Genomic DNA, 19,196 nt, shown 5'->3' on the forward strand with positions numbered 1-19,196 from the left:
TCGGCGGCCCTCGCCGCGGTCCTCCCCGGCTCGGGGACGCGGGCCTTCGGGGCGGCGCTGCTCCTGCTCGTCACCTGGCTCGGACCCCGCGACGTCGCCGTGCGGCTCGTCCGGACGAGCGGGCTGCCGCGGTTCGCCGCCGCCGCGATGCTCGCCGGGTACGCGTGGCTCGGCGTGGCCGGCGCGGCCTGGGTCGCGGTCGGCCCGACGAGGGGCGCGCGGGCCCACGACCTCGTCGTGCACGCGGTCTTCCTCGGCTTCGCGATGAGCATGGTCATGGCCCACGCGCCGGTCATCCTGCCCGCCGTCCTGCGCCGCCCGCTGCCCTGGCACCCGGCGTTCTGGCTCCCCCTGGCGGTGCTGCACACGACGCTCGCGCTCCGGGTCGCCGGCGACGTCACCGGCCTCGAGGCGCTCGTCGTCGTCGGGGGCACCGGTACCGCCGTCGCGCTCCTCCTGCTCCCCTCACCGCCGCCGCGGGCTCGGCCCTCGCGTCGCGACGCCCCGTCCCCTCCCGCGCGACCCTCCGGAAGGTCCCCTCGTGAGCACGTCCACCCGACCCGCATCCCGTGGCCGCTTCCCCCTGCGGGACCGGCCCGGCCTGGTCTGGCTCGCCCTCGCCGTCCTCGTCGCGCTCGCCCACCCCGTCGTGCCGGCCGCCGGCTGGCTGATGGTGCACCTCGTGCTGCTCGGCGCGATGACCCACTCGGCGATGGTGTGGAGCACGCACTTCACGCAGGCGCTGCTCAAGACCCCCGAGGCGCTCGACGACCGGGCCCGCCAGAACCGGCGCATCCTCGTCCTCCTCGTCGGCGCGGCCCTCGTCCTCGTCGGCGTGCCGAGCGGCTGGTGGCCGCTGACCGTCACCGGGGCGAGCGGCGTGGCGCTGACCGTCGCGCTGCACGGATGGGCTCTGTGGCGCCGGCTCCGGCACGCGCTGCCCGGCCGCTTCCGCATCACCGTGCGGTACTACCTCGCCGCCGCCGCCTGCGTGCCGGTGGGGGCCGGGTTCGGGGCCTGGCTGGCCCGCGGCCTCGACGACGAGTGGCACGGACGGGTGCTCGTGGCGCACTCGATGACGATGGTGCTCGGCTGGCTCGGGCTGACCGTCACGGGCACGCTCGTCACCCTGTGGCCGACGATGCTGCGCACCCGGATGGACGAACGAGCCGAGCGGCTCGCGCGCCAGGCCCTGCCGGTGCTCGCGGTGGCGGTGGCGGTGACCGCCGGCGGCGCCGTCGCGGGGCTGCGGGCGGCCGCCGTGCTCGGCCTCGCCCTCTACCTGGCCGGGCTCGCGTGGTGGGGCCGGGCCCTGCTCGCACCGGCCCGGCAGGCGCCGCCGCGCACGGTCGCGACGGTGTCGGTCACGGCGGCCATGGCGTGGGGGGTCGTCGCGCTCGTCGTCCTCGCCACCCGGCTGGCCCTCGCCGACGGGTGGGCGGAGGTGGCCGAGGGCTACGACGCGCTGGCCGCGGTCCTCGCCGTCGGGTTCGCCGCCCAGCTGCTGTCCGGGGCGCTGGCCCACCTCATCCCCGTCGTCCTCGGCGGCGGCCCGTCGGTCGTCCGGGCGGCCGCCGAGCGGTTCGACCGGGCCTGGGCGACGCGTCTCGTCGTCGTCAACGCCGGCCTCGCGCTCTGCCTGCTGCCCGTGCCGGGCGCCGTCCGGGTCGCCGTGTCGGTGCTCGTCCTCGCCGCACTGGCCGCGTTCGTCCCGCTGCTGCTCGCCGCGGTGCGGGCGGCCGTCGCCGCCCGCCACGCCCTCCTGGCCGGGCTGGCCGAGGGCTCGGCGCCGACGCCGCCGGCCGCCGGACGGAGCGGGGTCCCGACCGGGCAGCTCGTCGCGGGGGTCGCGGCGCTCGCGCTGGCCGCCTCGCTCGGGGTGGCCGCCGACCCCGCCGCCGCCGGACTCACCCCGGTGTCCGCGACGACGGCCTCCGGGCTGCGGGCCACCGCCTCCGGCACCACGCCGACCGGCCACACGACGCGCGTGCGGGTGGAAGCGCACGACATGTCCTACGTGCCGGCGAGCATCGACGTCCCCCACGGCGACCGGCTCGTCATCGACCTCGTCAACACCGACGACGGCTCGCCGCACGACCTGACCTTCGACGACGACCTGCGCACCCGCCGGGTGATGCCCGGGAGCTCGGCGACCCTCGACGTCGGGGTCGTCGGGGGTGACGCCGAGGGGTGGTGCTCGGTCGTCGGGCACCGGCAGATGGGGATGGTGCTGCAGGTGCACGCCGTGGGCGCGAGGTCCACGGGTCCGGCTGCGGCACAACCTCGTCCGTCGGGCTCGCCCCCGTCCGCCGCCTCGCCGGTCGACCTCTCGCGACCCTTCGGCTCCGGCTTCCGGGCGGTCGACGCGACCCTGCCACCCCTGACGCCCGAGCGCGTGCACCACGTGACGCTGCGCGTCGAGGAGGTCGACGTCGAGGTGGCCCCCGGTGTGCGGCAGCGGCGGTGGACGTACAACGGGTCGGTGCCCGGGCCGACCCTCCACGGCCGGGTGGGCGACACCTTCGTCGTCACGCTCGTCAACGCCTCGTCGATGGGGCACTCGGTCGACGTCCACGCGGGCGAGGCGGTGCCCGACGACGTCATGCGCACGGTGCCGCCCGGCGCGAGCCTCACCTACAGGTTCACCGCCCGCCGGGCCGGGGTGTGGATGTACCACTGCTCGACGATGCCGATGAGCGCGCACATCGCCGCCGGGATGCACGGTGCGGTCGTCATCGAGCCCGACGGTCTGCCCGTCGTCGACCGCAGCTACCTGCTCGTCCAGTCCGAGGTCCACCTCGACGGTGACGGGCGCAGCCCCGCCGAGGTCGACGCCGCCTCCGCCGCCGCGGACACCCCCGACCTCGTCGTGTTCGACGGCGTCGCGAACCAGTACGTGGCCCGGCCCCTCACCGCGAGGACCGGCGAGCGGGTGCGGTTCTGGGTCCTCGCGGCCGGCCCGAACCGGGGCAGCGCCTTCCACGTGGTCGGCGCCCAGTTCGACACGGTGTGGAGCGAGGGCGCCTACCTCCTCGACCACGGGCGCGGCCCGACGGGCTCGACGGGTGGTGGCTCCCAGGTGCTCGCCCTGGCCGTCGCCCAGGGCGGCTTCGTCGAGCTCGACGCCGGCACCCCCGGGCACTACCCCTTCGTCACGCACGCGATGGCCGACGCCGAGCGCGGCGCCAGGGGACTGCTCACGGTCACGCCCTGACCCGGCGGTCCGGGGCCGTGACCTGCGGGAACGCGCGCGACGCCGCCCGACGCGGGCCGGCCGCGAGCCACCCCGGACCGTCGTCGTCTCAGGATGTGGGACGGAGGGGTCCGTGCCCGGCCCCTCCGTCGATGACCACTCCAGACAGGGACCCACCACCCCACCGCACGAGGAGTACCCATGACGAAGACCACCGTCCGCCGGCTCGTGGCCACGGGCATCGCCGCCGCCGCCACCGTCGCCGGCGGCCTGGCCGCCGCGGCCGTCGGCATCCCGGACGCCCCCGTGAGCCACCACCGGAGCACGAGCAGCACCACGTCGAGCCCCGAGGCCTCCGAGACCCCGGAGCCCACCGAGAGCCCCGAGCCGACCGAGACCGCCGAGCCGACCCCGACCCCGACCCCCTCGGAGTCCGACGACGCCACCGAGGTCGAGCACGGTGACGACCAGGGCGAGGACGACTCCGAGGACGCGAGCCACGACGCCGGCGAGCACCAGGGCCGCGGCCACGGTGGCGAGCACTCCGACGAGCACGCGGACGACCACGGTGACGACCAGGGCGAGGACGAGTCCGACGACCACGGCGACGACGCCGACCACCAGGGCTCGGGCCACGGCGACGGCACCTCCGAGGACCACGGCGACGACAGCACCGGCGACCACGGCGACGACGGCACCGAGGACGGCGGCCACCACGGTGGCGGCGACTCCGGTGGGGACCACGGCGGCGAGGACGACTGAAGCCCTGCGGGCGGTGGTGCGGCGTGGCTACGCTCGCCGCACCACCTCACCCGGGAGCACTCGCCCTTGACCGACCTCGACGCCGTGACCGCCGCGGCCGCCGCTGGTGACGCTCGGGCCCTGGAGACGATCTACCGGGCCCTGGCGCCGGTGGTGCGCGGCTACCTCGCGGTGCGCGGGTCCCGCGACCCCGACGGCATGACCAACGAGGTGTTCCTCCAGGTGGTCCCCCGCATCCGGGCCGTGCACGGCGGCTGGGAGGGTCTGCGGACGCTCACCTTCTCGGTGGCCCACGCCCGCCTGGTCGACGAGCACCGGCAGCGGGCCCGGCGGCCGGACACCACCGCGTACGAGCAGGGCGCGGACGGACGGACGGCGCCGTCGGCCGAGCAGAGCGCCCTCGAGCGGGTCGCGGCCGGCGAGCTGGCCGAGGTCCTCGAGCTGCTCCCGGACCAGCAGCGGGAGGTCATCGTCCTCCGGGTGCTGGCCGACCTCTCCGTCCGGCAGACGGCGGAGACGCTGGGGCTCTCGGAGCCCGCGGTGAAGAAGATGCAGGCCAAGGGGCTGGCGGCGCTGCGCGCGCTGCTCTCCCCCCTGGCACTGGTGGACGACCGGCAGCAGGGACGGTGAAGGACGACATGGACGACAGGACACCGAGGGACGGCCGCGACGGCGGGCTCGCCGGCGACCTCCTCGTCGACGACCCGGGGGTGCTCGACTTCCTGTACCGGCTGCGTGACGCCGGACAGGGGCCCGTCCCCGAGATCGGCGACGAGCTGGCCGCCGTGCTCGCCGCGGCCGCGCGACCCGCAGGCACCGCGACCTCCGTGGCGGAGCCCACGGGTGCACGCACCGACGCCTCCCCGCCGCCGGGGTCGTCGACCTCGCCGAGGCCCGCCGCTCCCGGCTGCGCCGCCGCGGCATCGCCGGCGTCGCCGTCATCGGGTTCCTCGCGGCCGGCGTCGGCGCCGCCGCGGCCGACGGCCTCCCCCGCCCCGTGCAGCGGGTCGTCTCCGACGTGGTCTCGCGCTGGACGCCCTGGGACCTGCCCCACCCCGACGACTCCACGCCGGCACCGGTCGTGCCCACCCCCTCGAGCACCCCCTCACCCAGCGAGGAGGCGCAGGAGCCGGCGCCACCGCAGCAGGCCCCGGTCCTCCCGGCCGCGACCGCCCCGGCGCGGCCCACCCACCAGCGCAGCGGCGGGGACGACGACGAGGGCTCCGACGACTCCGGCGGGGGCGGCGGCGACCACGACGGCGAGGACGGCGGCACGTCGACCTCGACCGGCCGGCACACCTCCGGTGGCGGCGGCGGCTCCGGTGACTCCGGCGGCTCCGGTGAGACGGGAGACTCGGGCGACTCCGGCGACGACGGCGGGCAGGACCACGCCGACGACGGCGGCAGCGACTCCGGCCGGGACTCCGGCGGCGACTCCGGTGGAGACTCCGGTGGGGACCACGGCGGCGAGGACGGCGAGTCCTCGGGTCACAGCGGCTCCGGCTCGGGGTCGACCTCCGGCTCCGGCTCCGACGCCCCCGCGCACGACTGAGAGGCATCCCCCTCAGAGCGCGAGGGTCCCCCGCACGAGGCTGTCGCCGGAGTGCTCCGGCTTGTCGTCGAAGCCCTCGCGGGAGATGTCGACGACGAGGTAGCCCTGGTCGAGCAACGCCTGGTCGATGGCGAAGCGCTGCATCCCCGCGTCCGGCCGGAGCACACCGACCGAGACCATCCGCTTGCCGTCGGTGTTGAGCAGCCAGACCTCGAGGTAGCCCGGGCCCGCGTCGAGCCGGGCGGTGTCGACGTCGAGGTCGAGGTGGCCGTCGAGGCGCACCGCGCTCGCGTTGCCCCGGGCCTCGCGGGTGTCGAGGGTGTCGAGGGTGGTGCGGGCCAGCACGCTCGGGCTCGGCGCGGGGGCGGGCCGGTCGAGGGCGCCGACCCCCAGCCCGCCGACGACGAGGCCGGCGGCCGCCGCGGCGCCCAGCCACCACGGGCTCACTAGACGCGCCGGGCGCGCGGTCGCCAGGCGCAGCACGTCGGCGGTCGCCGCGGGGGTGGGAGCAGGGGCAGGAGTCGCGGCGACCCCGGACGGGGGTGCCGGCCGCGCGTCGTCGGCATCGAGCTCGGCGACGACGGCGTCCCAGAGGCCGGGCGGCGGGGCGACGAGGACCGGGACGGGGACACGGACGAGGTCGACGACCGGTCGCAGTGCCTCGACCTCGGCGGTGCACCGGGCGCAGGTGGCGACGTGCCGGGCGACCTCGGGGCCCACCGCCTCGCCGGCGGCGACCAGCGCGAGGTCGTCGTCGGGGTGCACGGGGTGCTCGGGCTGCAGGGGGTGCAGGGCGTCATCGGGGGTCATCGTCACTCACCTCCTCCAGGTGGCTCCTCAGGGTGGCCAGTCCGCGGCGGACGTGGCTCTTGACCGTGCCGAGCGGCAGCCCGGTGCGGCGGGCGACCTCTTCGTGCGTCAGCTGCTCGACCACGACCATCCGCACCAGCCCGGCCCGGGGCTCGCCGAGCCGGTCGAGCGCGTCGGCGAGCAGCAGCCGCACGGCCAGCGCCTCGTCGGGTGGCGGGCCGTGCTCGTCCGGCAGCACCTGGAGCGCCGCAGCCGCGTCACGGGCCCGCCGCGAGCGCTGGGCGTGCAGGTCAGCGACCTTGTGGCGGGTGATGCCGACCAGCCACCCCGGCACGGTGCCGCGGTCGGGCCGCAGCGTGTGCCGGCCCCGCCACGCCGCGACGAACACCTGCTGCGTGACGTCCTCGGCGTCGTGGTGGTCACCGACCGAGCGCAGGGCGAGGGTGTAGACGAGCGAGGACCAGCGCGTCCACGCCTCCTCGAGCGCCTCGCGCGACCCGGCCCGCAGGCGTTCGGCGAGGTGCTGGAGGTCGGCGAGGTCCGGCTCCACCTCGGCGTCCACGATCACGGGCTCCACGATAGGGGCGAGCACAAGGGGGTCCCGGGCGCGCGGCCTCCGGGGGGTGGCCAGGGCCACCCCCGACCGGCCGACGCGACGGGGGACACACCCGACTCAGAGGTCGAGCGGCCGCAGGACGAGCACGATGCCGTGCGCGACCTGCTTGTTGCCCTTGTTGATGTCGAAGGCACGCGGGTTGATGACCGGGTTGAGGTCGTTGGGGTCCTGGTCCTTCAGCTCGACGAGGCCGAACCAGCGGCTGAGCACCTTGACCTTGATGGTGGCGCCCTGCGCGGTCGTCAGGGTGGCACCGTTGGCCTTGAGGGCGTCCTTCTTCGTGATGGTCGCGCCCGGCACGACGTGGTAGAGCAGCACCTGCTCGATGGCGTCGACCCCGACCGCGTCGACGAGCGCCGAGAAGGTGGCCTCCTCGCTGCGCGGCCAGCGCTTCGTCAAGTCGTGGGCGAGCACCTGGAAGGCGCGGTCGTTGGGGATGAAGGCGGTCAGCGGCACCGAGCCGTCGGTCAGCACGCCGACGGCGCTGTCCGGCTTGGCCGCGAGGACGGCGAGCACGGCCTCGGTGACGATGTCGTAGTCGTACCAGTTGTGGTCGAACCGGTCGCCGTCGCTCGTCAGCACGGCGGCGAGGCTGCGGGTCCCGGTCGGGCCGGACGAGTGCGAGGGGGCGGAGGCGACGGCCGGGGTCGCCGCGAGGGCGAGGCCGAGGGTCGAGGCGGCGACGGCGGTGAGGAGACGGCGGTGACGCATGGGGGGACCTCCTGGTCGGCGGGCGGGTCATCCGACGTGACCCACCCCTACTTCCGCGGTCGGGGCCTCCACGGATGCACCCGGGCGTCACGAGCTCGCGGAGGCACCTCCGGCGAGCCGCTCGCCGAGCTCGCGACCGACGTCGCGGCCGACGTCGGTGAGCAGCCGGCGGCTGAGGGCGGGGTCGCGGGCCGGGTCCCCGTCGGTGCGGGCGACCAGGTCGTGCACCGCCGAGAACCCGTGCCGGCGCGCCTCCTCCGGCGTCAGGTCGCTGCTGCCGACGACGGCCTCGACCCGCGTGCTCGCCCGCCGCGCCACGACGGACGGCAGCTTGCCCTGCAGCGACTGCGCGTCGAGCCGGCCCTCCCCCGTGAGCACGAGGTCGCCGCCCCGCGCCGCCTCGTCGAAGCCCAGCAGGTCGAGGAAGAGGTCGGCCCCGGACACCACCCGTCCCCCGAGCAGCAGCCCGGCGAACCCCAGCCCGCCGGCGGCCCCCGCCCCCGGCACCGCGGCGAGGGCCGCGGCATCGGGCCGGGTGCGTCCGGCGACGGCCACGAGGTGGGCCAGGCCCCGCTCGAGCCGCGCGACCGTCGCCGCGTCGGCCCCCTTCTGCGGGCCGAAGACGGCGGCGGCCCCCTCGGGCCCCAGCAGCGGGGAGGTGACGTCGGTGGCGACGACGAGCTCGACCCCGTCGGGCAGCAGTCCCTCAAGCGCCAGCCGTCGCACGCGCTCGAGGTCCGCGCCGCCCGGCAGGTCGGTCCCGGAGACGTCGGCTCCCCCGAGCGCGGCGAGCATCCCGAGGCCGCCGTCCGTGCTCGCGCTGCCGCCGAGGGCCAGGACCACCCGGCGCGGCCGGCGTCGCAGCGCCTCGCGCAGGGCGACGCCGAGGCCGGCGCTCGAGGCCTCGAGGGGGCGCAGGCGTCCGCCGGGCAGGCGGGTCATCCCGCAGGTGCCGGCGACCTCGACGACGACCGTGCCGTCGCGCTCGGCGAGCAGGGCCACCCCGGGGACGCCGGTCGGCCCGGGGACGGTGACCTCGACCGGCGCGTACCCGGCCCGCAGGGCGGCCTCGACGCTGCCGTCGCCGCCGTCGGCCAGCGGGAGGACGTCGACGTGCAGGTCCGGCCCGCCACCGGCGCGCAGGCCGTCGGCGAGCGCCTCGGCGACCTCGGCCGCCGACAGCGACCCCTTGAAGCCGTCCGGCGCGACGAGCACGCGGGGCCGGTGTCGCCCGGTGGTCATCGGCGTCCTCCCTGGTCGGCTGCGCCGAGCGTAGCCGCGCGGCAGACTGCGGCCATGGACTTCACCGCCGAGCTGCAGGCCACCGGGGGCACGACGACGGGCTTCGTCGTGCCGGACGACGTCGTCGAGGCGCTCGGCGCCGGGAAGCGGCCCAAGGTCGTCGCGACCGTCGCGGGGCACGCGTGGCGCACGAGCATCGCGCCGATGGGCGGGCAGAGCTGGCTCGGGGCGAGTGCCGCCGTGCGCACGGCGGCGGGCATCGCGGCCGGCGAGACCCACGTCGTCACGGTCGAGGTCGACAGCGCGCCCCGCACCGTCGAGGTGCCCGAGGACCTCGCGGCCGCGCTCGCCGCCGACCCCGCGGCCGCCGCCGCGTGGGAACTGCTCTCGCACAGCAACCGCCGCCGGTACACCGAGGCCGTCGCCGCGGCGAAGAAGCCCGAGACGCGCGAGCGACGCATCGCGAGCACGGTCGCCGGGCTCGCCGGGTCCTGACGCGGGCGGAGACGTCAGCCGGGTCCGGACACGACGACGCCCCGGACTGCAGGGGGGTGTCCGGGGCGTCGCCTGCTCAGGGGTGGGTCAGAAGCGTCCGTACCCGCTGACGCCGGAGAAGATCGCCCGCTCGGCCGTCGACTTGCCGGGCTTCGGCGAGTCGATCATCGTCCCGGGGCCGGTGTAGATCCCGACGTGCCAGGCGGGTGAGCCGAAGAACACGAGGTCGCCGGGCTGGGGGTTGCTGACCGGGGTGGCCGCGGCCTGCTGGTCGGCGGCGGTGCGCGGAAGCGAGATCCCGGCCTTGCCGAAGACGTACTGCGTGAAGCCGGAGCAGTCGAAGCCCGTGGACGGGCTGGTGCCGCCGTAGGAGTAGGCGATGCCGAGCAGCGTGCGGGCGATGTTGACGATCTCGCTCGAGGACTGCTTGACGTTGGCGACGCTGACCCGCTGGGAGCGGCTCGCGACCGGGGCCTTGCGCTGCTCGACGGCGATCGCCACGGCCTTGGCCTTGGCGGCCGGCTTGGCGACGGCCTTGACCCCGGCGACACCGACGGGGTGCGTGGCGGCGGGGGCGGCGGCCGTGGGGGCGACGACGGCCGGGCGGGCGGTCAGCGCGCGCAGCGACGGGGCGACCTGGTGGCCGACGGTGCTGCTCGCACCGGCCGGCGCGGCGGCCGGACGCGCGGACGCGGCGGCCGGGAGGGCGAAGGTCGCGACGAGGCCGCCGGAGGCGGCGAGGACGGCGGAGACGCGGATGCCGGTCTCGCCGGCACTGCGGGCCATCGAGGAGATCTCGGAGACGGGGCTGTAGCGAGCGGCATGACGGTGCCGCCCGGCACGGGTGTGCTCGGACACGGTGAACCTCTCAGTGCCTACGAGGTGAGCTGTCGGGTTCGGGCTGAGGTTGCCCGGCCGGTGTGGCCCGTGAGGGCCGTACCGGCTTCACCCCAAGGAGTCGCGGCCAGGCCGTGGCTCCGAAGTGGTTCCCCCGCTCCTGCCAGGCGGACTCTCGAGAGTGACCCTGTGGTGGAGGCAGGACTCGGCGGTTCCACCACGGGTGCCCCCCGTCCGGGCCGGCGGGCACGTCGAACGTAACAGCGCCCACGGCAGATCACAAAAAGATCACGGTGAGCGTTCTCAGGGAGCTCTTGGGTGCTCAGGGCCCCTGATGACAACGATGTCTGCTCGCGCGGCCCACACGCCCCCGCGCTCTCGCCTCCACCCGGCTCGCGAGCCGACCCGGACGTGTCGAGCCGCCTCGACCCGGCGCGCGGACGGACCCCTCGGCTCGGGAGCTCCAGCCGGGCTCGCGAGGCCCGCGGCGACCCGCACCACCCCGGGGACGACGACGGCCGCCGGACCCGGGGGTCGGCGGCCGTCGTCGGTGGCCCGCGCTGCGGGCCCGGCGGTCAGTAGTTGACCGTCACGTGCACGTGGTCGTAGTGGTTCGCGGTGGGCGAGCCACGGTCCTCCATCGTGCTCCAGCCCTCGCCCGGCGCCCAGTAGCGCTGCTGCCAGATGAGGTACTTGACGTTGAACTTCCCGACGTTCTGCTGGACCCAGGCCGCGATGGCATCACCCTGCGAGGCGTTCGCGATCATGAAGTCGATGGCCTGGCCGGTGCCGTGCTCGTCGGCGGTGGCGCGCCGGCCGCCGATCGTCGGGGGCCGAAGAGCGCGTCGACGGCCGAGCAGATGCCGACCGCGTTGGGGATCAGGCCGATGTTCGTGCATTTGGCCGTGGTCTTGCCCGACCACGAGCCGGTCGGGGCGGCGGCACCCGACGAGGAGGAGGACGACGAGGCGTCGGCCGTCGTCGTGGGCTCGGGCTTCGCGACGGCCTTGACGCCGGCGACACCGACGGGTACGGGCTTGACCGGGGCGCTGCCCGCGGGGCGGCGACGGCCGGGGCCGGGGCGTCGTCGCGGTCGGCCCGCGAGCGCGAGGCGGACTCGAAGCCGCTGCGCTGGACGAGGGCCGCGGTGGCGACGACGTCGGCCGCGGGGGCGGCGGTCTCGGACTCGGCGCCGGCCTGGTCGGCCGGGACGGTCAGGGCGACGGCGGCGCCACCGACGACGCACAGGCCCGCGGCGGACTTGACCGCCCAGGAGGCTCCGAGGCTGGAGAAGCCGTCGGGGAGGCGGCGGACGCGGCCGGGCGCACGGCGCCGACCGGGGGCACGAGAGGGTGAGGGCACAGCAGATGTCATCTTCCGGGGTGGGTACGGCTCAGCGGCCACCGTACGGCACCCGGGACGCCGATGTCACGTTTGGGTAACGCGAGTCGGCCGTTCGACCGGGCCGTGGACGGCCGGACGGTTCAGGCCGGGGCGACGAAGACGTGGCCCGCGATGTCGGCGGGAAGCGACACCCCGGTGGCCTCGTCGGCGCCCTCGTGGAAGACGACGACGCGGGTGCCGTCGCGGCGCACGCGGGCCGGCTGACCGGGCAGCAGGCCGGCGCTGGTGAGCAGGCCGAGGGCCTCGTGGTCGACCTGCACCGGCTCGCCGATCCGCCGGACGACGACCGACAGCGTCTCCTCGGCGGCGACCTCGTCGAGGGTGGTCAGGCCCAGCCGGAAGTCGACGACGTCGCCGACCTCACCGAGCTCGTCGAGGCCCGGGATCGGGTTGCCGTAGGGCGACTCGAGGTGGTCGGGGAGGATCGCGAGGATCTTGCGCTCGACGCGGTCGGACATCACGTGCTCCCACCGGCAGGCCTCGTCGTGGACGAACTCCCACTCCAGGCCGATGACGTCGACGAGCAGCCGCTCGGCGATGCGGTGCTTGCGCATGACGCGGGTGGCCAGCTTCCGGCCGTGCTCGCTCAGCTCGAGGTGGCGGTCGCCGGCGACGGCGAGCAGGCCGTCGCGCTCCATCCGGGCCACGGTCTGGGAGACGGTGGGCCCGGAGTGGCCGAGCCGCTCGGCGATGCGGGCGCGCAGGGGGTGATGCCCTCCTCCTCGAGCTCGAAGATGGTGCGGAGGTACATCTCCGTGGTGTCGATGAGGTCGGTCACGCAGGCAAGCCTAATCTGACCCGCCGACGTCGGCGGTCCGCCGGCGCGGGTCGTGCACCGGCAGCCAGCGCAGCAGCCACCCGCCGCCGAGCAGGGTGAGGACCCCCACCGACACGCTCGCCGCGCCGATGGAGGCCACCGCGGCCACGGCGCCGACGACGATCGAGGCCCCGTTGTGGCCGACGAGCGAGAGCAGCCGCCAGATGCCGAGGAAGGCCGCGCGTCCCTGCACCGGGGCCGCGTCGGCACCCAGCGTCATGACGATCCCCGAGCCCAGGCCGTTGCCGACGCCCATGCCGACGGCGACCGCCCCGACCGCCGCGAGCGAGGAGGTGAGGGGCAGGACGAGCAGGCCGATGCCGAGCAACACGGTGACCGGCAGGGCCACCCAGACCCGGCCGCGGCGGTCCATCAGGGAGCCGGCGGGGTAGAAGAGCAGCACCTCGACGAGCCCCGCGGCTCCGAAGACGAGCGCGGTCTGGGCGGCCGAGAGCCCGACGTGCTCGGCCCAGAGCGGCACTACGACGACGCGGGACGAGCGGGCCAGGCCGATGGCCAGGACGCCGAGGCCCACCGTCAGCAGCACCGCCCGCTGCTGCCGGACGACCTCGAGCACCCCCGTGCGGGCGACCGGCTCGCCGGCACCGTCGACCACCGGCGCGACGTGGGCCCCGAGGTCGGGTGAGGCCGCCGCGACCCCGGCCGCGAGCAGCCCCGCGACCACGGCGATGCCGAACGCCGCCTGCGGACCCCGGTGGGCGATGAGCGGAGCGCCGAGCAGCGGGCCGACGAAGAGGCCGATCCGGGCCACGCCGCCGAGGGTCGACATCGCCCGGGCGCGCATCGTCTCGGGGGCGGCCGCCGTCAGGTACGACTGCCGGGCGAGGAGGAAGACCGCGCCGGTCGGCCCGGAGAGCAGGACGGCGAGGGCGAGCACCCAGAGCGAGGGCGCGAGCATTGCGAGGAGGGCGGCCCCGGCGTCGGCGACCCCGGCGAGGACGAGCGCGCGCCGCTCCCCCATCCGGTCGACGAGGACGCCGGACGGCACGGCCGAGACCAGCTCGGAGACGGTCGCGATGCCGACGAAGAGGGCCGCGACCGGCACGGTGGCACCGAGCCCGCGGGCACTGAGGGCGATGACGGGCAGCGTCGCGCCGATGCCGACCGACCACAGCGCCGTCGGCCCGAAGGCGGGCACCGCGATCCGCCGCAGCGAGAACTCCTCCGGCACGCCGCACCCCCTTTCTCTTGACGTCAAGATACTTCGTCGGGTCGCCGGACGGGGCGAGTGGTGCAGACCACACGACGGGAGGCGCGCGCGTGGGTACGTTGACCGCGTGGAGCTGACCATCCCCCGCCGCTACTGCGGTCCCCCGAGTCCGGCAACGGCGGCTGGGTGAGCGGCGCGCTCGCCGCGCACGTGCGCACCTCGCGCGAGCTGCCCTCCGTGACCGTCCGCCTGTCCGCCCCGCCGCCGCTCGGCCGGCCGCTCGCCGTCGTCGGCGACGAACCGGACCCGCTCACCGGCACCTCGGTGCTGCGGCTGCTCGACGGCGACGTGCTCGTCGCGGCGGGGTCGGCCGTGCCCGAGCTCGACGAGCCGGTGCCGTCGGCGGCGACCACCGAGGAGGCCCGGCTCGCCGAGGACCGCTACGAGGGCGCCACCGGGCACCCCTTCCCGACGTGCTTCTCGTGCGGCCCCGACCGCGAGCCCGGTGACGGACTGCGGCTGCGGCCCGGGCCGCTCGACGACGGCACGGGCCGCTACGCGTGCACCTGGACGGCGCCGGACGACGTGTCCCTCCCGACGGCGTGGGCGGCCCTGGACTGCCCCGGCGGCTGGTCGGCGGGCATCGCGGGACGCCCGATGGTCCTCGGCACGATGACCGCCCGGGTGTGGCGCCTGCCCGAGCCCGGCGAGCTCCTCGTCGTCACGGCGTGGCAGCGTGGGGCGCAGGGCCGGCGGCACTGGTCCGCGAGCACGCTGCACGCCGGCGACGAGCTGGTGGGCCGGGCCGAGGCCACCTGGGTCGCCGTCGACCCCGAGACCGTCCGACCGAGGGAGCAGCCGTGACCGGGAGCATCGCCGAGCCGACCGCGGGGTCCGCAGGGTCGGACGAGCCCCTGACGTCCGTCGAGCCGGCCGCGGCAGCGCCCGACATGCGCCGCACCGCGGTCGTCACCGGCGCGAGCAGCGGCATCGGGGCGGCGACCGCCCGGCTGCTCGCGGCCCACGGCTTCCGGGTCGTCTGCGCCGCCCGGCGGGCCGAGCGCGTCGAGGAGCTGGCCGCCGAGCTCGGCGGGGTGGCCGTCGCCTGCGACGTCACGCTCGACGACGACGTCGCCCGGCTGGCCGAGGCCGCGGGCGGGGTCGTGCACGTCCTCGTCAACAACGCCGGTGGGGCGCTGGGGCTCGAGGCCGTCGCCGACGCCGACGTCGACCTCTGGCGGCAGATGTACGAGACGAACGTCCTCGGCACGCTCAAGGTCACGAAGGCGCTGCTGCCGTCGCTCGTCGCGGCCGGGGGCGACGGCATCGTCGTCAACGTCGGCTCGATCGCCGGGCTGCTCGCCTACGAGGGCGGTGGGGGGTACACGGTGGCCAAGCACGGCGTCCACGTGATGACCGAGACACTGCGCCTCGAGCTGTTCGACCAGCCGGTGCGCATCACCGAGATCGCCCCCGGGATGGTGCACACCGAGGAGTTCTCGCTCACCCGCTTCGGCGGTGACCAGGAGCGGGCCGACCGCGTCTACGAGGGGGTGCCGGGCCCACTCGTCGCCGACGACGTCGCCGAGGCCGTCGTCTGGATGGCCACGAGGCCGGCGCACGTCAACGTCGACCTGCTCGTCCTCAAGCCCCGGGCCCAGGCCGCGCCGCACAAGGTGCACCGCCTCCCCTCCTGACCGCCGTGGAACCGTTCGCGGAGGTGCTGCTCGCCGGCGGGCACACGAACTCGCTCGGCCGCTCGGGCGAGGTGCTGGACGTCGTGCGCGCCGACCCCTCCCGGACCGACGAGCTGTTCGCCTGCATCGGCCACGACGACGCCTGGGTGCGGATGCGCGCCGTCGACACCTTCGAGAAGCTCGTCCGCGAGGAGCCGGAGCGCGGCGCCCCCTACGTCGGGCACATCCTCGGGACGCTGACCCGCAGCACGCAGCCGTCGGTGCAGTGGCACGTCGCGCAGCTGGTCGGGCTGCTCGAGCTCACCGGCGCCCAGCGGGCCGCGGCCGTCGCGTGGCTCGGCGACCGGCTCGCGGGCACCGACGTCGACTGGATCGTCGCGGCGCAGTCGATGGCCACGCTCGTCGCCTTCCACGAGGACGGCTCCGTCACGACCGACCGGCTCGAGCGGCTGCTCGACGTGCAGACCGGTCACCACTCGGCATCGGTGCGGCGCAAGGCATCCGCGTTCCTCGCGGCCCTGCGCGACTCCTGACGCCTTGGGGCGGGCGGCCGTCAGGGCCGGCGGCCGTCAGGGCTGGCGGCGGGAGACCTCCCACGAGCCCGCATCCCCGAGGTCGCCCTCGCCGGTGCGGGTGTGGACGAGCCGGTCGTGCAGGCGGTTGCGGCGGCCGGCCCACAGCTCCACCTCGTCGCAGAGGATGCGGAAGCCGCCCCAGGCGTCGGGCACGGGGACGTCGTCGTCCGAGCCGTGGTCGGGGAACTCGGCGGCTCGTGCGGCGTACGCGGCCTCGAGGTCCGCGCGCGAGCCGACGGGCTGCGACTGCTGCGACGCCCAGGCCGAGATGCGCGAGGCCCAGGGGCGCGAGACCCAGTAGGAGCGCACCTCGTCCTCGTCGAGCTGGACCGCCCTGCCGCGGAACCGGATCGCTCGGTACATCGCCGGCCAGGTGAGCGCGGCGGCGACGTGCGCGTTGACGGTCAGCTCACGGCCCTTGGTCGAGGTGAGGTCGGTGACGAAGCCCGGGCCGCGCTCGTCGAGGAACCGCATGAGGACGGTACGCACGTTCGGCCGGCCCTCGGGGTCGGCGGAGGCCACCGACAGGGCGAGCGGCTCGAAGACGTCGGCCTCGGTCTCCGAGCGCCGGACCGCGTCGTCGACCCAGGCGCGGACGCTGGCGTACGGGGTCTCGAGGAGGTCGGCCTCGGAGATGCCGTCACCGGTGTAGTCGACGCGATGCGGGTCCATGCCGCCAGCCTAGGACTTCCCACCGGGCAGGCTCCCCCGCGCCCGGCCGCGAGGGGACAGGTGGTGCACCAGAACTCCTGTCGCCCCCGGAGGGATACCTGTCGCTGCGACCGGGATACCTGACCTCCCGACCGGGATACCTGACATCCCGACCGGGATACCTGACGCAGCGACTGGATCTCGCGACCACACCCCCTCCTCTCCGTACCCCCTCTCGGGCGACGCCGTCCGGCGCGCCGCACCCTCAGGGGGTCGGGTGGCGGGCGTCGTACCGGACGAAACCGGGCTGCCGCAGCGACAGGACGACGACGGCGAGCACGCACGCCAGCCCACCTCCGACGGCCGTCCAGCCCTCGCCCACCCGCTCGGCCACCCCGCCGCCCACCAGCTCGCCGAGCCGCGGCCCGCCCGCCACGACGACGACGAACACCCCCTGCAGCCGCCCGCGCATCCGGTCCGGCGCCGCCGACTGCAGGATCGTCGTCCGGAACACCGCGCTCACCGAGTCGGCCGCTCCGGCGAAGGCCATCGCCGCCAGGGCCGCGACGAACGCCTGGTCCCGCGTCAGCGCCCCGCCGGCCGCGAGCAGCGCCACCCCCAGCCCGCTGATGCCGACGCCCCAGCCGGCGACGCTCACCATGATCGCCGCGCCCTGCCGTCGGACGCCGCCCAGTCGCCCGGACAGGACCATCGCGAGGATGCCGCCGCCGGCTGCCGCCGCGTAGAGCGCCCCGACGGTCGTGGCCCCGCCCCCGAGGATCACCGCACCCGCCGCCGGGAAGAGCACCCGCGGCTGGGCGAGCAGCATCGCCGCGATGTCCGCGACGAACGTCATCCGGACGTTGGGCGCCGTGCGCAGGAACGCGAACCCGTCGAGCACCGAGCGCAGCCCGACCCGTCGCGCCACCGGCTCACCCTCCACCGCGTCGGGCGGCACCGGGTGCAGCCGCCACAGGCTGTGCACGGCGGCGAGGGTGAGCACGGCGTCGGTCGTGTACGCCGCGCGGTAGCCGCCCCAGTCGACGAGGACGCCGGCGAGCAGCGGCCCGGCGGTGAGCGCGGCGTTCATCGCGAACACCGAGAGGGCGTTGGCCGCAGGCAGCTGCTCGGGCGCCAGGATCCGCGGGTAGATGCTCGTGCGTGCCGGCGACGACACCGCGAAGGCCCCGCTCCACACCGCGACCACCGCGTACAGCAGCCAGGTCGAGCTGCTGCCCAGCCAGGCCTGCGTCGCGGCCACGACGCTCGTCGCGAAGACCACCAGCGTCGCGACGAGCCCGACCAGCCGGCGGTCGTGGTGGTCCGCGAGCGCCCCGCCGTACAGCCCCATGACGACGAGCGGTACCAGCGCGAACAGCCCGACGACCCCGACCGAGGCGGTCGAGCCGGTGAGGTCGTACACCTGCAGCCCGATGGCGACGACGGCCATCTGGGATCCGACGTTGGAGAGCGTGAACCCGGTCCACAGCCGCCGGTAGTCACGGTTGCTCCGGAACGGCGTGAGGTCCGGGAGCAGGGAGCGCAGCACCGGCGCATCATCGCCCATCGGGGCCCACCGACGGGCGTGAGGGTCCCGCCGCCCACCACGCACTAGCCTCGACGGCATGACGGACACCCCGCGCATCGCGCTGCTCATCGACGCCGACAACGCGCGCGCCCGGCGCCTCGACGTCGTCCTCAACGAGCTGTCGGCCCTCGGGGAGACCACGATCCGTCGCGCGTACGGCAACTGGACCAAGTCCGAGCTCAAGGGGTGGCAGCAGGTGCTGCACGAGAACGCCATCCGACCGATGCAGCAGTTCGACCCCTCGAAGGGCAAGAACGCGAGCGACATGGCCCTCGTCGTCGACGCCGTCGAGATCCTCCACACCCAGCGCCCGGACGCGATGGCCATCGTCTCCTCCGACTCCGACTTCACGCCGCTCGTCATGCACCTGCGCGAGCACGGCGTGGCCGTCTACGGGTTCGGCGACGCGAAGACGCCGGCGGCCTTCCAGAGCGCCTGCACGCGCTTCCTCGTCCTCGACCGCCTCAGCTCCCCGAGCGGCGAGGCGACGACCGACGACGAGGTCCCCGAACCACCGAGGAAGGCGACCCGGAAGGCGACGGCCAAGGCGACCTCGAAGGCGACCGAGAAGGCGACCGAGACCAAGGCCGCGACCGGCGGCAAGAAGGCCTCGGCGCGGGCCACCGCCGCCGCCTCGGCCACCGCCGCGGCCGCCCCGGCCGCCGCCCCTCCCACCGCACCCGCCGCCGCCCCTCCCGCCAACGGCACCCCCGAGCGGGCCACCCGCGCCCAGCTGCGCCAGGACGCCCGCCTCGTCAGCCTCCTGCGCGGCGCCGTCGACTCCGCCTCCGACGAGACGGGCTGGGCCAAGATCGGCACGGTCGGGCAGCGCATCGCCCGCCAGTCCTCCTTCGACTCGCGCAACTACGGGTACGCCAAGCTGAGCAAGCTCATCGAGGCGTCCGACCTGTTCGAGGTCCGCGACGCCGGCACCCCCGACATGGCGATGCGCGACCCGCGGGCCGGCTGAGCCGTGACGGGCCGGTGTCCACTCCCGGCACGTTGCGGTGGGTCCTCACCGCGAGGGAGTGCAGAATGGGCCGCGCCCGACACCGGCGACGAGCGAACGGGGACC

General features: G+C 75.9%; 19 protein-coding genes, 1 pseudogene and 1 riboswitch. Of the genes and pseudogenes, 9 read left to right on the forward strand and 11 right to left on the reverse strand.

The features are described 5' to 3' along the window. The first annotated feature begins 541 nt into the window (after positions 1 to 541). From G7075_RS12760 to G7075_RS12775, 4 genes are all read left to right on the forward strand, one after another. On the forward strand, positions 542 to 3,214 hold the full coding sequence (locus G7075_RS12760) for a multicopper oxidase domain-containing protein (protein WP_166122304.1): 2,673 nt from the start codon (positions 542 to 544) through the stop codon (positions 3,212 to 3,214). A 180-nt stretch (positions 3,215 to 3,394) separates the two neighbouring features. Next, on the forward strand, positions 3,395 to 3,955 hold the full coding sequence (locus G7075_RS12765) for a hypothetical protein (RefSeq protein ID WP_166122306.1): 561 nt from the start codon (positions 3,395 to 3,397) through the stop codon (positions 3,953 to 3,955). A gap of 66 nt (positions 3,956 to 4,021) precedes the next feature. Next, on the forward strand, positions 4,022 to 4,585 hold the full coding sequence (locus tag G7075_RS12770; RefSeq protein ID WP_166122308.1) for an RNA polymerase sigma factor: 564 nt from the start codon (positions 4,022 to 4,024) through the stop codon (positions 4,583 to 4,585). A 367-nt stretch (positions 4,586 to 4,952) separates the two neighbouring features. Next, a complete protein-coding gene (locus G7075_RS12775) occupies positions 4,953 to 5,507 on the forward strand; it encodes a hypothetical protein (protein WP_166122310.1) in 555 nt (184 codons plus the stop codon). Between the two features lie 12 nt (positions 5,508 to 5,519). Here G7075_RS12775 and G7075_RS12780 read toward each other — a convergent pair whose 3' ends face one another. From G7075_RS12780 to G7075_RS12795, 4 genes are all read right to left on the reverse strand, one after another. Beyond that, complete coding sequence (locus G7075_RS12780) at positions 5,520 to 6,317, reverse strand: anti-sigma factor domain-containing protein (RefSeq protein WP_166122312.1); 798 nt, start codon at positions 6,315 to 6,317, stop codon at positions 5,520 to 5,522. Further along, entirely contained in the window at positions 6,304 to 6,885 is a 582-nt protein-coding gene (locus tag G7075_RS12785; protein ID WP_240917595.1) for a sigma-70 family RNA polymerase sigma factor, read from the reverse strand. The genes G7075_RS12780 and G7075_RS12785 overlap by 14 nt, the downstream gene beginning before the upstream one ends. Positions 6,886 to 6,990: 105 nt before the next feature. Continuing rightward, entirely contained in the window at positions 6,991 to 7,644 is a 654-nt protein-coding gene (locus tag G7075_RS12790) for a fasciclin domain-containing protein (protein ID WP_166122314.1), read from the reverse strand. Positions 7,645 to 7,731: 87 nt separating this feature from the next. Then, a complete protein-coding gene (locus tag G7075_RS12795; RefSeq protein ID WP_166122316.1) occupies positions 7,732 to 8,886 on the reverse strand; it encodes a glycerate kinase in 1,155 nt (384 codons plus the stop codon). Between the two features lie 54 nt (positions 8,887 to 8,940). Between G7075_RS12795 and G7075_RS12800 the strand changes: the two genes are divergently transcribed. Next, entirely contained in the window at positions 8,941 to 9,381 is a 441-nt protein-coding gene (locus G7075_RS12800) for a YdeI/OmpD-associated family protein (RefSeq protein ID WP_166122318.1), read from the forward strand. Positions 9,382 to 9,468: 87 nt separating this feature from the next. Here the strand turns inward: G7075_RS12800 and G7075_RS12805 are convergent, their stop codons facing one another. The 5 genes and pseudogenes from G7075_RS12805 to G7075_RS12825 form a co-directional block, all read right to left on the reverse strand. Then, a complete protein-coding gene (locus tag G7075_RS12805) occupies positions 9,469 to 10,239 on the reverse strand; it encodes a C40 family peptidase (RefSeq protein WP_166122320.1) in 771 nt (256 codons plus the stop codon). A gap of 2 nt (positions 10,240 to 10,241) precedes the next feature. Beyond that, positions 10,242 to 10,439: riboswitch (cyclic di-AMP (ydaO/yuaA leader) on the reverse strand. A gap of 354 nt (positions 10,440 to 10,793) precedes the next feature. Continuing rightward, positions 10,794 to 10,985: a hypothetical protein gene (locus G7075_RS12810; RefSeq protein ID WP_166122322.1), complete on the reverse strand. Its 192-nt coding sequence runs from the start codon at positions 10,983 to 10,985 to the stop codon at positions 10,794 to 10,796. A gap of 112 nt (positions 10,986 to 11,097) precedes the next feature. After that, positions 11,098 to 11,592 carry a hypothetical protein gene (locus G7075_RS12815; RefSeq protein WP_166122324.1) on the reverse strand — a complete coding sequence of 165 codons (495 nt, stop codon included), beginning with the start codon at positions 11,590 to 11,592 and terminating at the stop codon, positions 11,098 to 11,100. A 110-nt stretch (positions 11,593 to 11,702) separates the two neighbouring features. Then, a pseudogene (locus tag G7075_RS12820) lies at positions 11,703 to 12,400 on the reverse strand (metal-dependent transcriptional regulator). A 10-nt stretch (positions 12,401 to 12,410) separates the two neighbouring features. Then, a complete protein-coding gene (locus tag G7075_RS12825; protein ID WP_240917596.1) occupies positions 12,411 to 13,631 on the reverse strand; it encodes an MFS transporter in 1,221 nt (406 codons plus the stop codon). A 165-nt stretch (positions 13,632 to 13,796) separates the two neighbouring features. Here G7075_RS12825 and G7075_RS12830 point away from each other — a divergent pair, with 165 nt between their 5' ends. From G7075_RS12830 to G7075_RS12840, 3 genes are all read left to right on the forward strand, one after another. Further along, on the forward strand, positions 13,797 to 14,474 hold the full coding sequence (locus G7075_RS12830; RefSeq protein ID WP_205860495.1) for a hypothetical protein: 678 nt from the start codon (positions 13,797 to 13,799) through the stop codon (positions 14,472 to 14,474). Positions 14,475 to 14,560: 86 nt separating this feature from the next. Beyond that, on the forward strand, positions 14,561 to 15,307 hold the full coding sequence (locus G7075_RS12835; protein ID WP_166124377.1) for an SDR family NAD(P)-dependent oxidoreductase: 747 nt from the start codon (positions 14,561 to 14,563) through the stop codon (positions 15,305 to 15,307). 5 nt (positions 15,308 to 15,312) lie between these two features. After that, on the forward strand, positions 15,313 to 15,840 hold the full coding sequence (locus G7075_RS12840) for a hypothetical protein (RefSeq protein WP_166122328.1): 528 nt from the start codon (positions 15,313 to 15,315) through the stop codon (positions 15,838 to 15,840). Between the two features lie 36 nt (positions 15,841 to 15,876). Here G7075_RS12840 and G7075_RS12845 read toward each other — a convergent pair whose 3' ends face one another. Continuing rightward, a complete protein-coding gene (locus G7075_RS12845) occupies positions 15,877 to 16,554 on the reverse strand; it encodes a pyridoxal 5'-phosphate synthase (protein WP_166122330.1) in 678 nt (225 codons plus the stop codon). 244 nt (positions 16,555 to 16,798) lie between these two features. Next, positions 16,799 to 18,082, reverse strand: coding sequence for an MFS transporter (locus G7075_RS12850; RefSeq protein WP_371814068.1), 1,284 nt, complete (start codon positions 18,080 to 18,082; stop codon positions 16,799 to 16,801). 76 nt (positions 18,083 to 18,158) lie between these two features. Between G7075_RS12850 and G7075_RS22275 the strand changes: the two genes are divergently transcribed. Beyond that, positions 18,159 to 19,091, forward strand: a complete 933-nt coding sequence (locus G7075_RS22275; RefSeq protein ID WP_166122332.1) for an NYN domain-containing protein — start codon at positions 18,159 to 18,161, stop codon at positions 19,089 to 19,091. Positions 19,092 to 19,196 lie beyond the last annotated feature (105 nt).

It is taken from the genome of Phycicoccus sp. HDW14, from assembly GCF_011383005.1.
Taxonomy (GTDB): Bacteria; Actinomycetota; Actinomycetes; order Actinomycetales; family Dermatophilaceae; genus Phycicoccus.

Excerpts from the sequence above, each read along its gene's own strand:
- G7075_RS12765 (WP_166122306.1), top strand. The coding sequence starts at position 3,395 with ATGACGAAGACCACCGTCCGCCGGCTCGTGGCCACGGGCATCGCCGCC.
- G7075_RS12780 (WP_166122312.1), bottom strand. The coding sequence starts at position 6,317 with ATGACCCCCGATGACGCCCTGCACCCCCTGCAGCCCGAGCACCCCGTG.
- G7075_RS12790 (WP_166122314.1), bottom strand. The coding sequence starts at position 7,644 with ATGCGTCACCGCCGTCTCCTCACCGCCGTCGCCGCCTCGACCCTCGGC.
- G7075_RS12795 (WP_166122316.1), bottom strand. The coding sequence starts at position 8,886 with ATGACCACCGGGCGACACCGGCCCCGCGTGCTCGTCGCGCCGGACGGC.
- G7075_RS12800 (WP_166122318.1), top strand. The coding sequence starts at position 8,941 with ATGGACTTCACCGCCGAGCTGCAGGCCACCGGGGGCACGACGACGGGC.
- G7075_RS12810 (WP_166122322.1), bottom strand. The coding sequence starts at position 10,985 with ATGATCGCGAACGCCTCGCAGGGTGATGCCATCGCGGCCTGGGTCCAG.
- G7075_RS12815 (WP_166122324.1), bottom strand. The coding sequence starts at position 11,592 with ATGACATCTGCTGTGCCCTCACCCTCTCGTGCCCCCGGTCGGCGCCGT.
- G7075_RS12835 (WP_166124377.1), top strand. The coding sequence starts at position 14,561 with ATGCGCCGCACCGCGGTCGTCACCGGCGCGAGCAGCGGCATCGGGGCG.
- G7075_RS12845 (WP_166122330.1), bottom strand. The coding sequence starts at position 16,554 with ATGGACCCGCATCGCGTCGACTACACCGGTGACGGCATCTCCGAGGCC.
- G7075_RS22275 (WP_166122332.1), top strand. The coding sequence starts at position 18,159 with ATGACGGACACCCCGCGCATCGCGCTGCTCATCGACGCCGACAACGCG.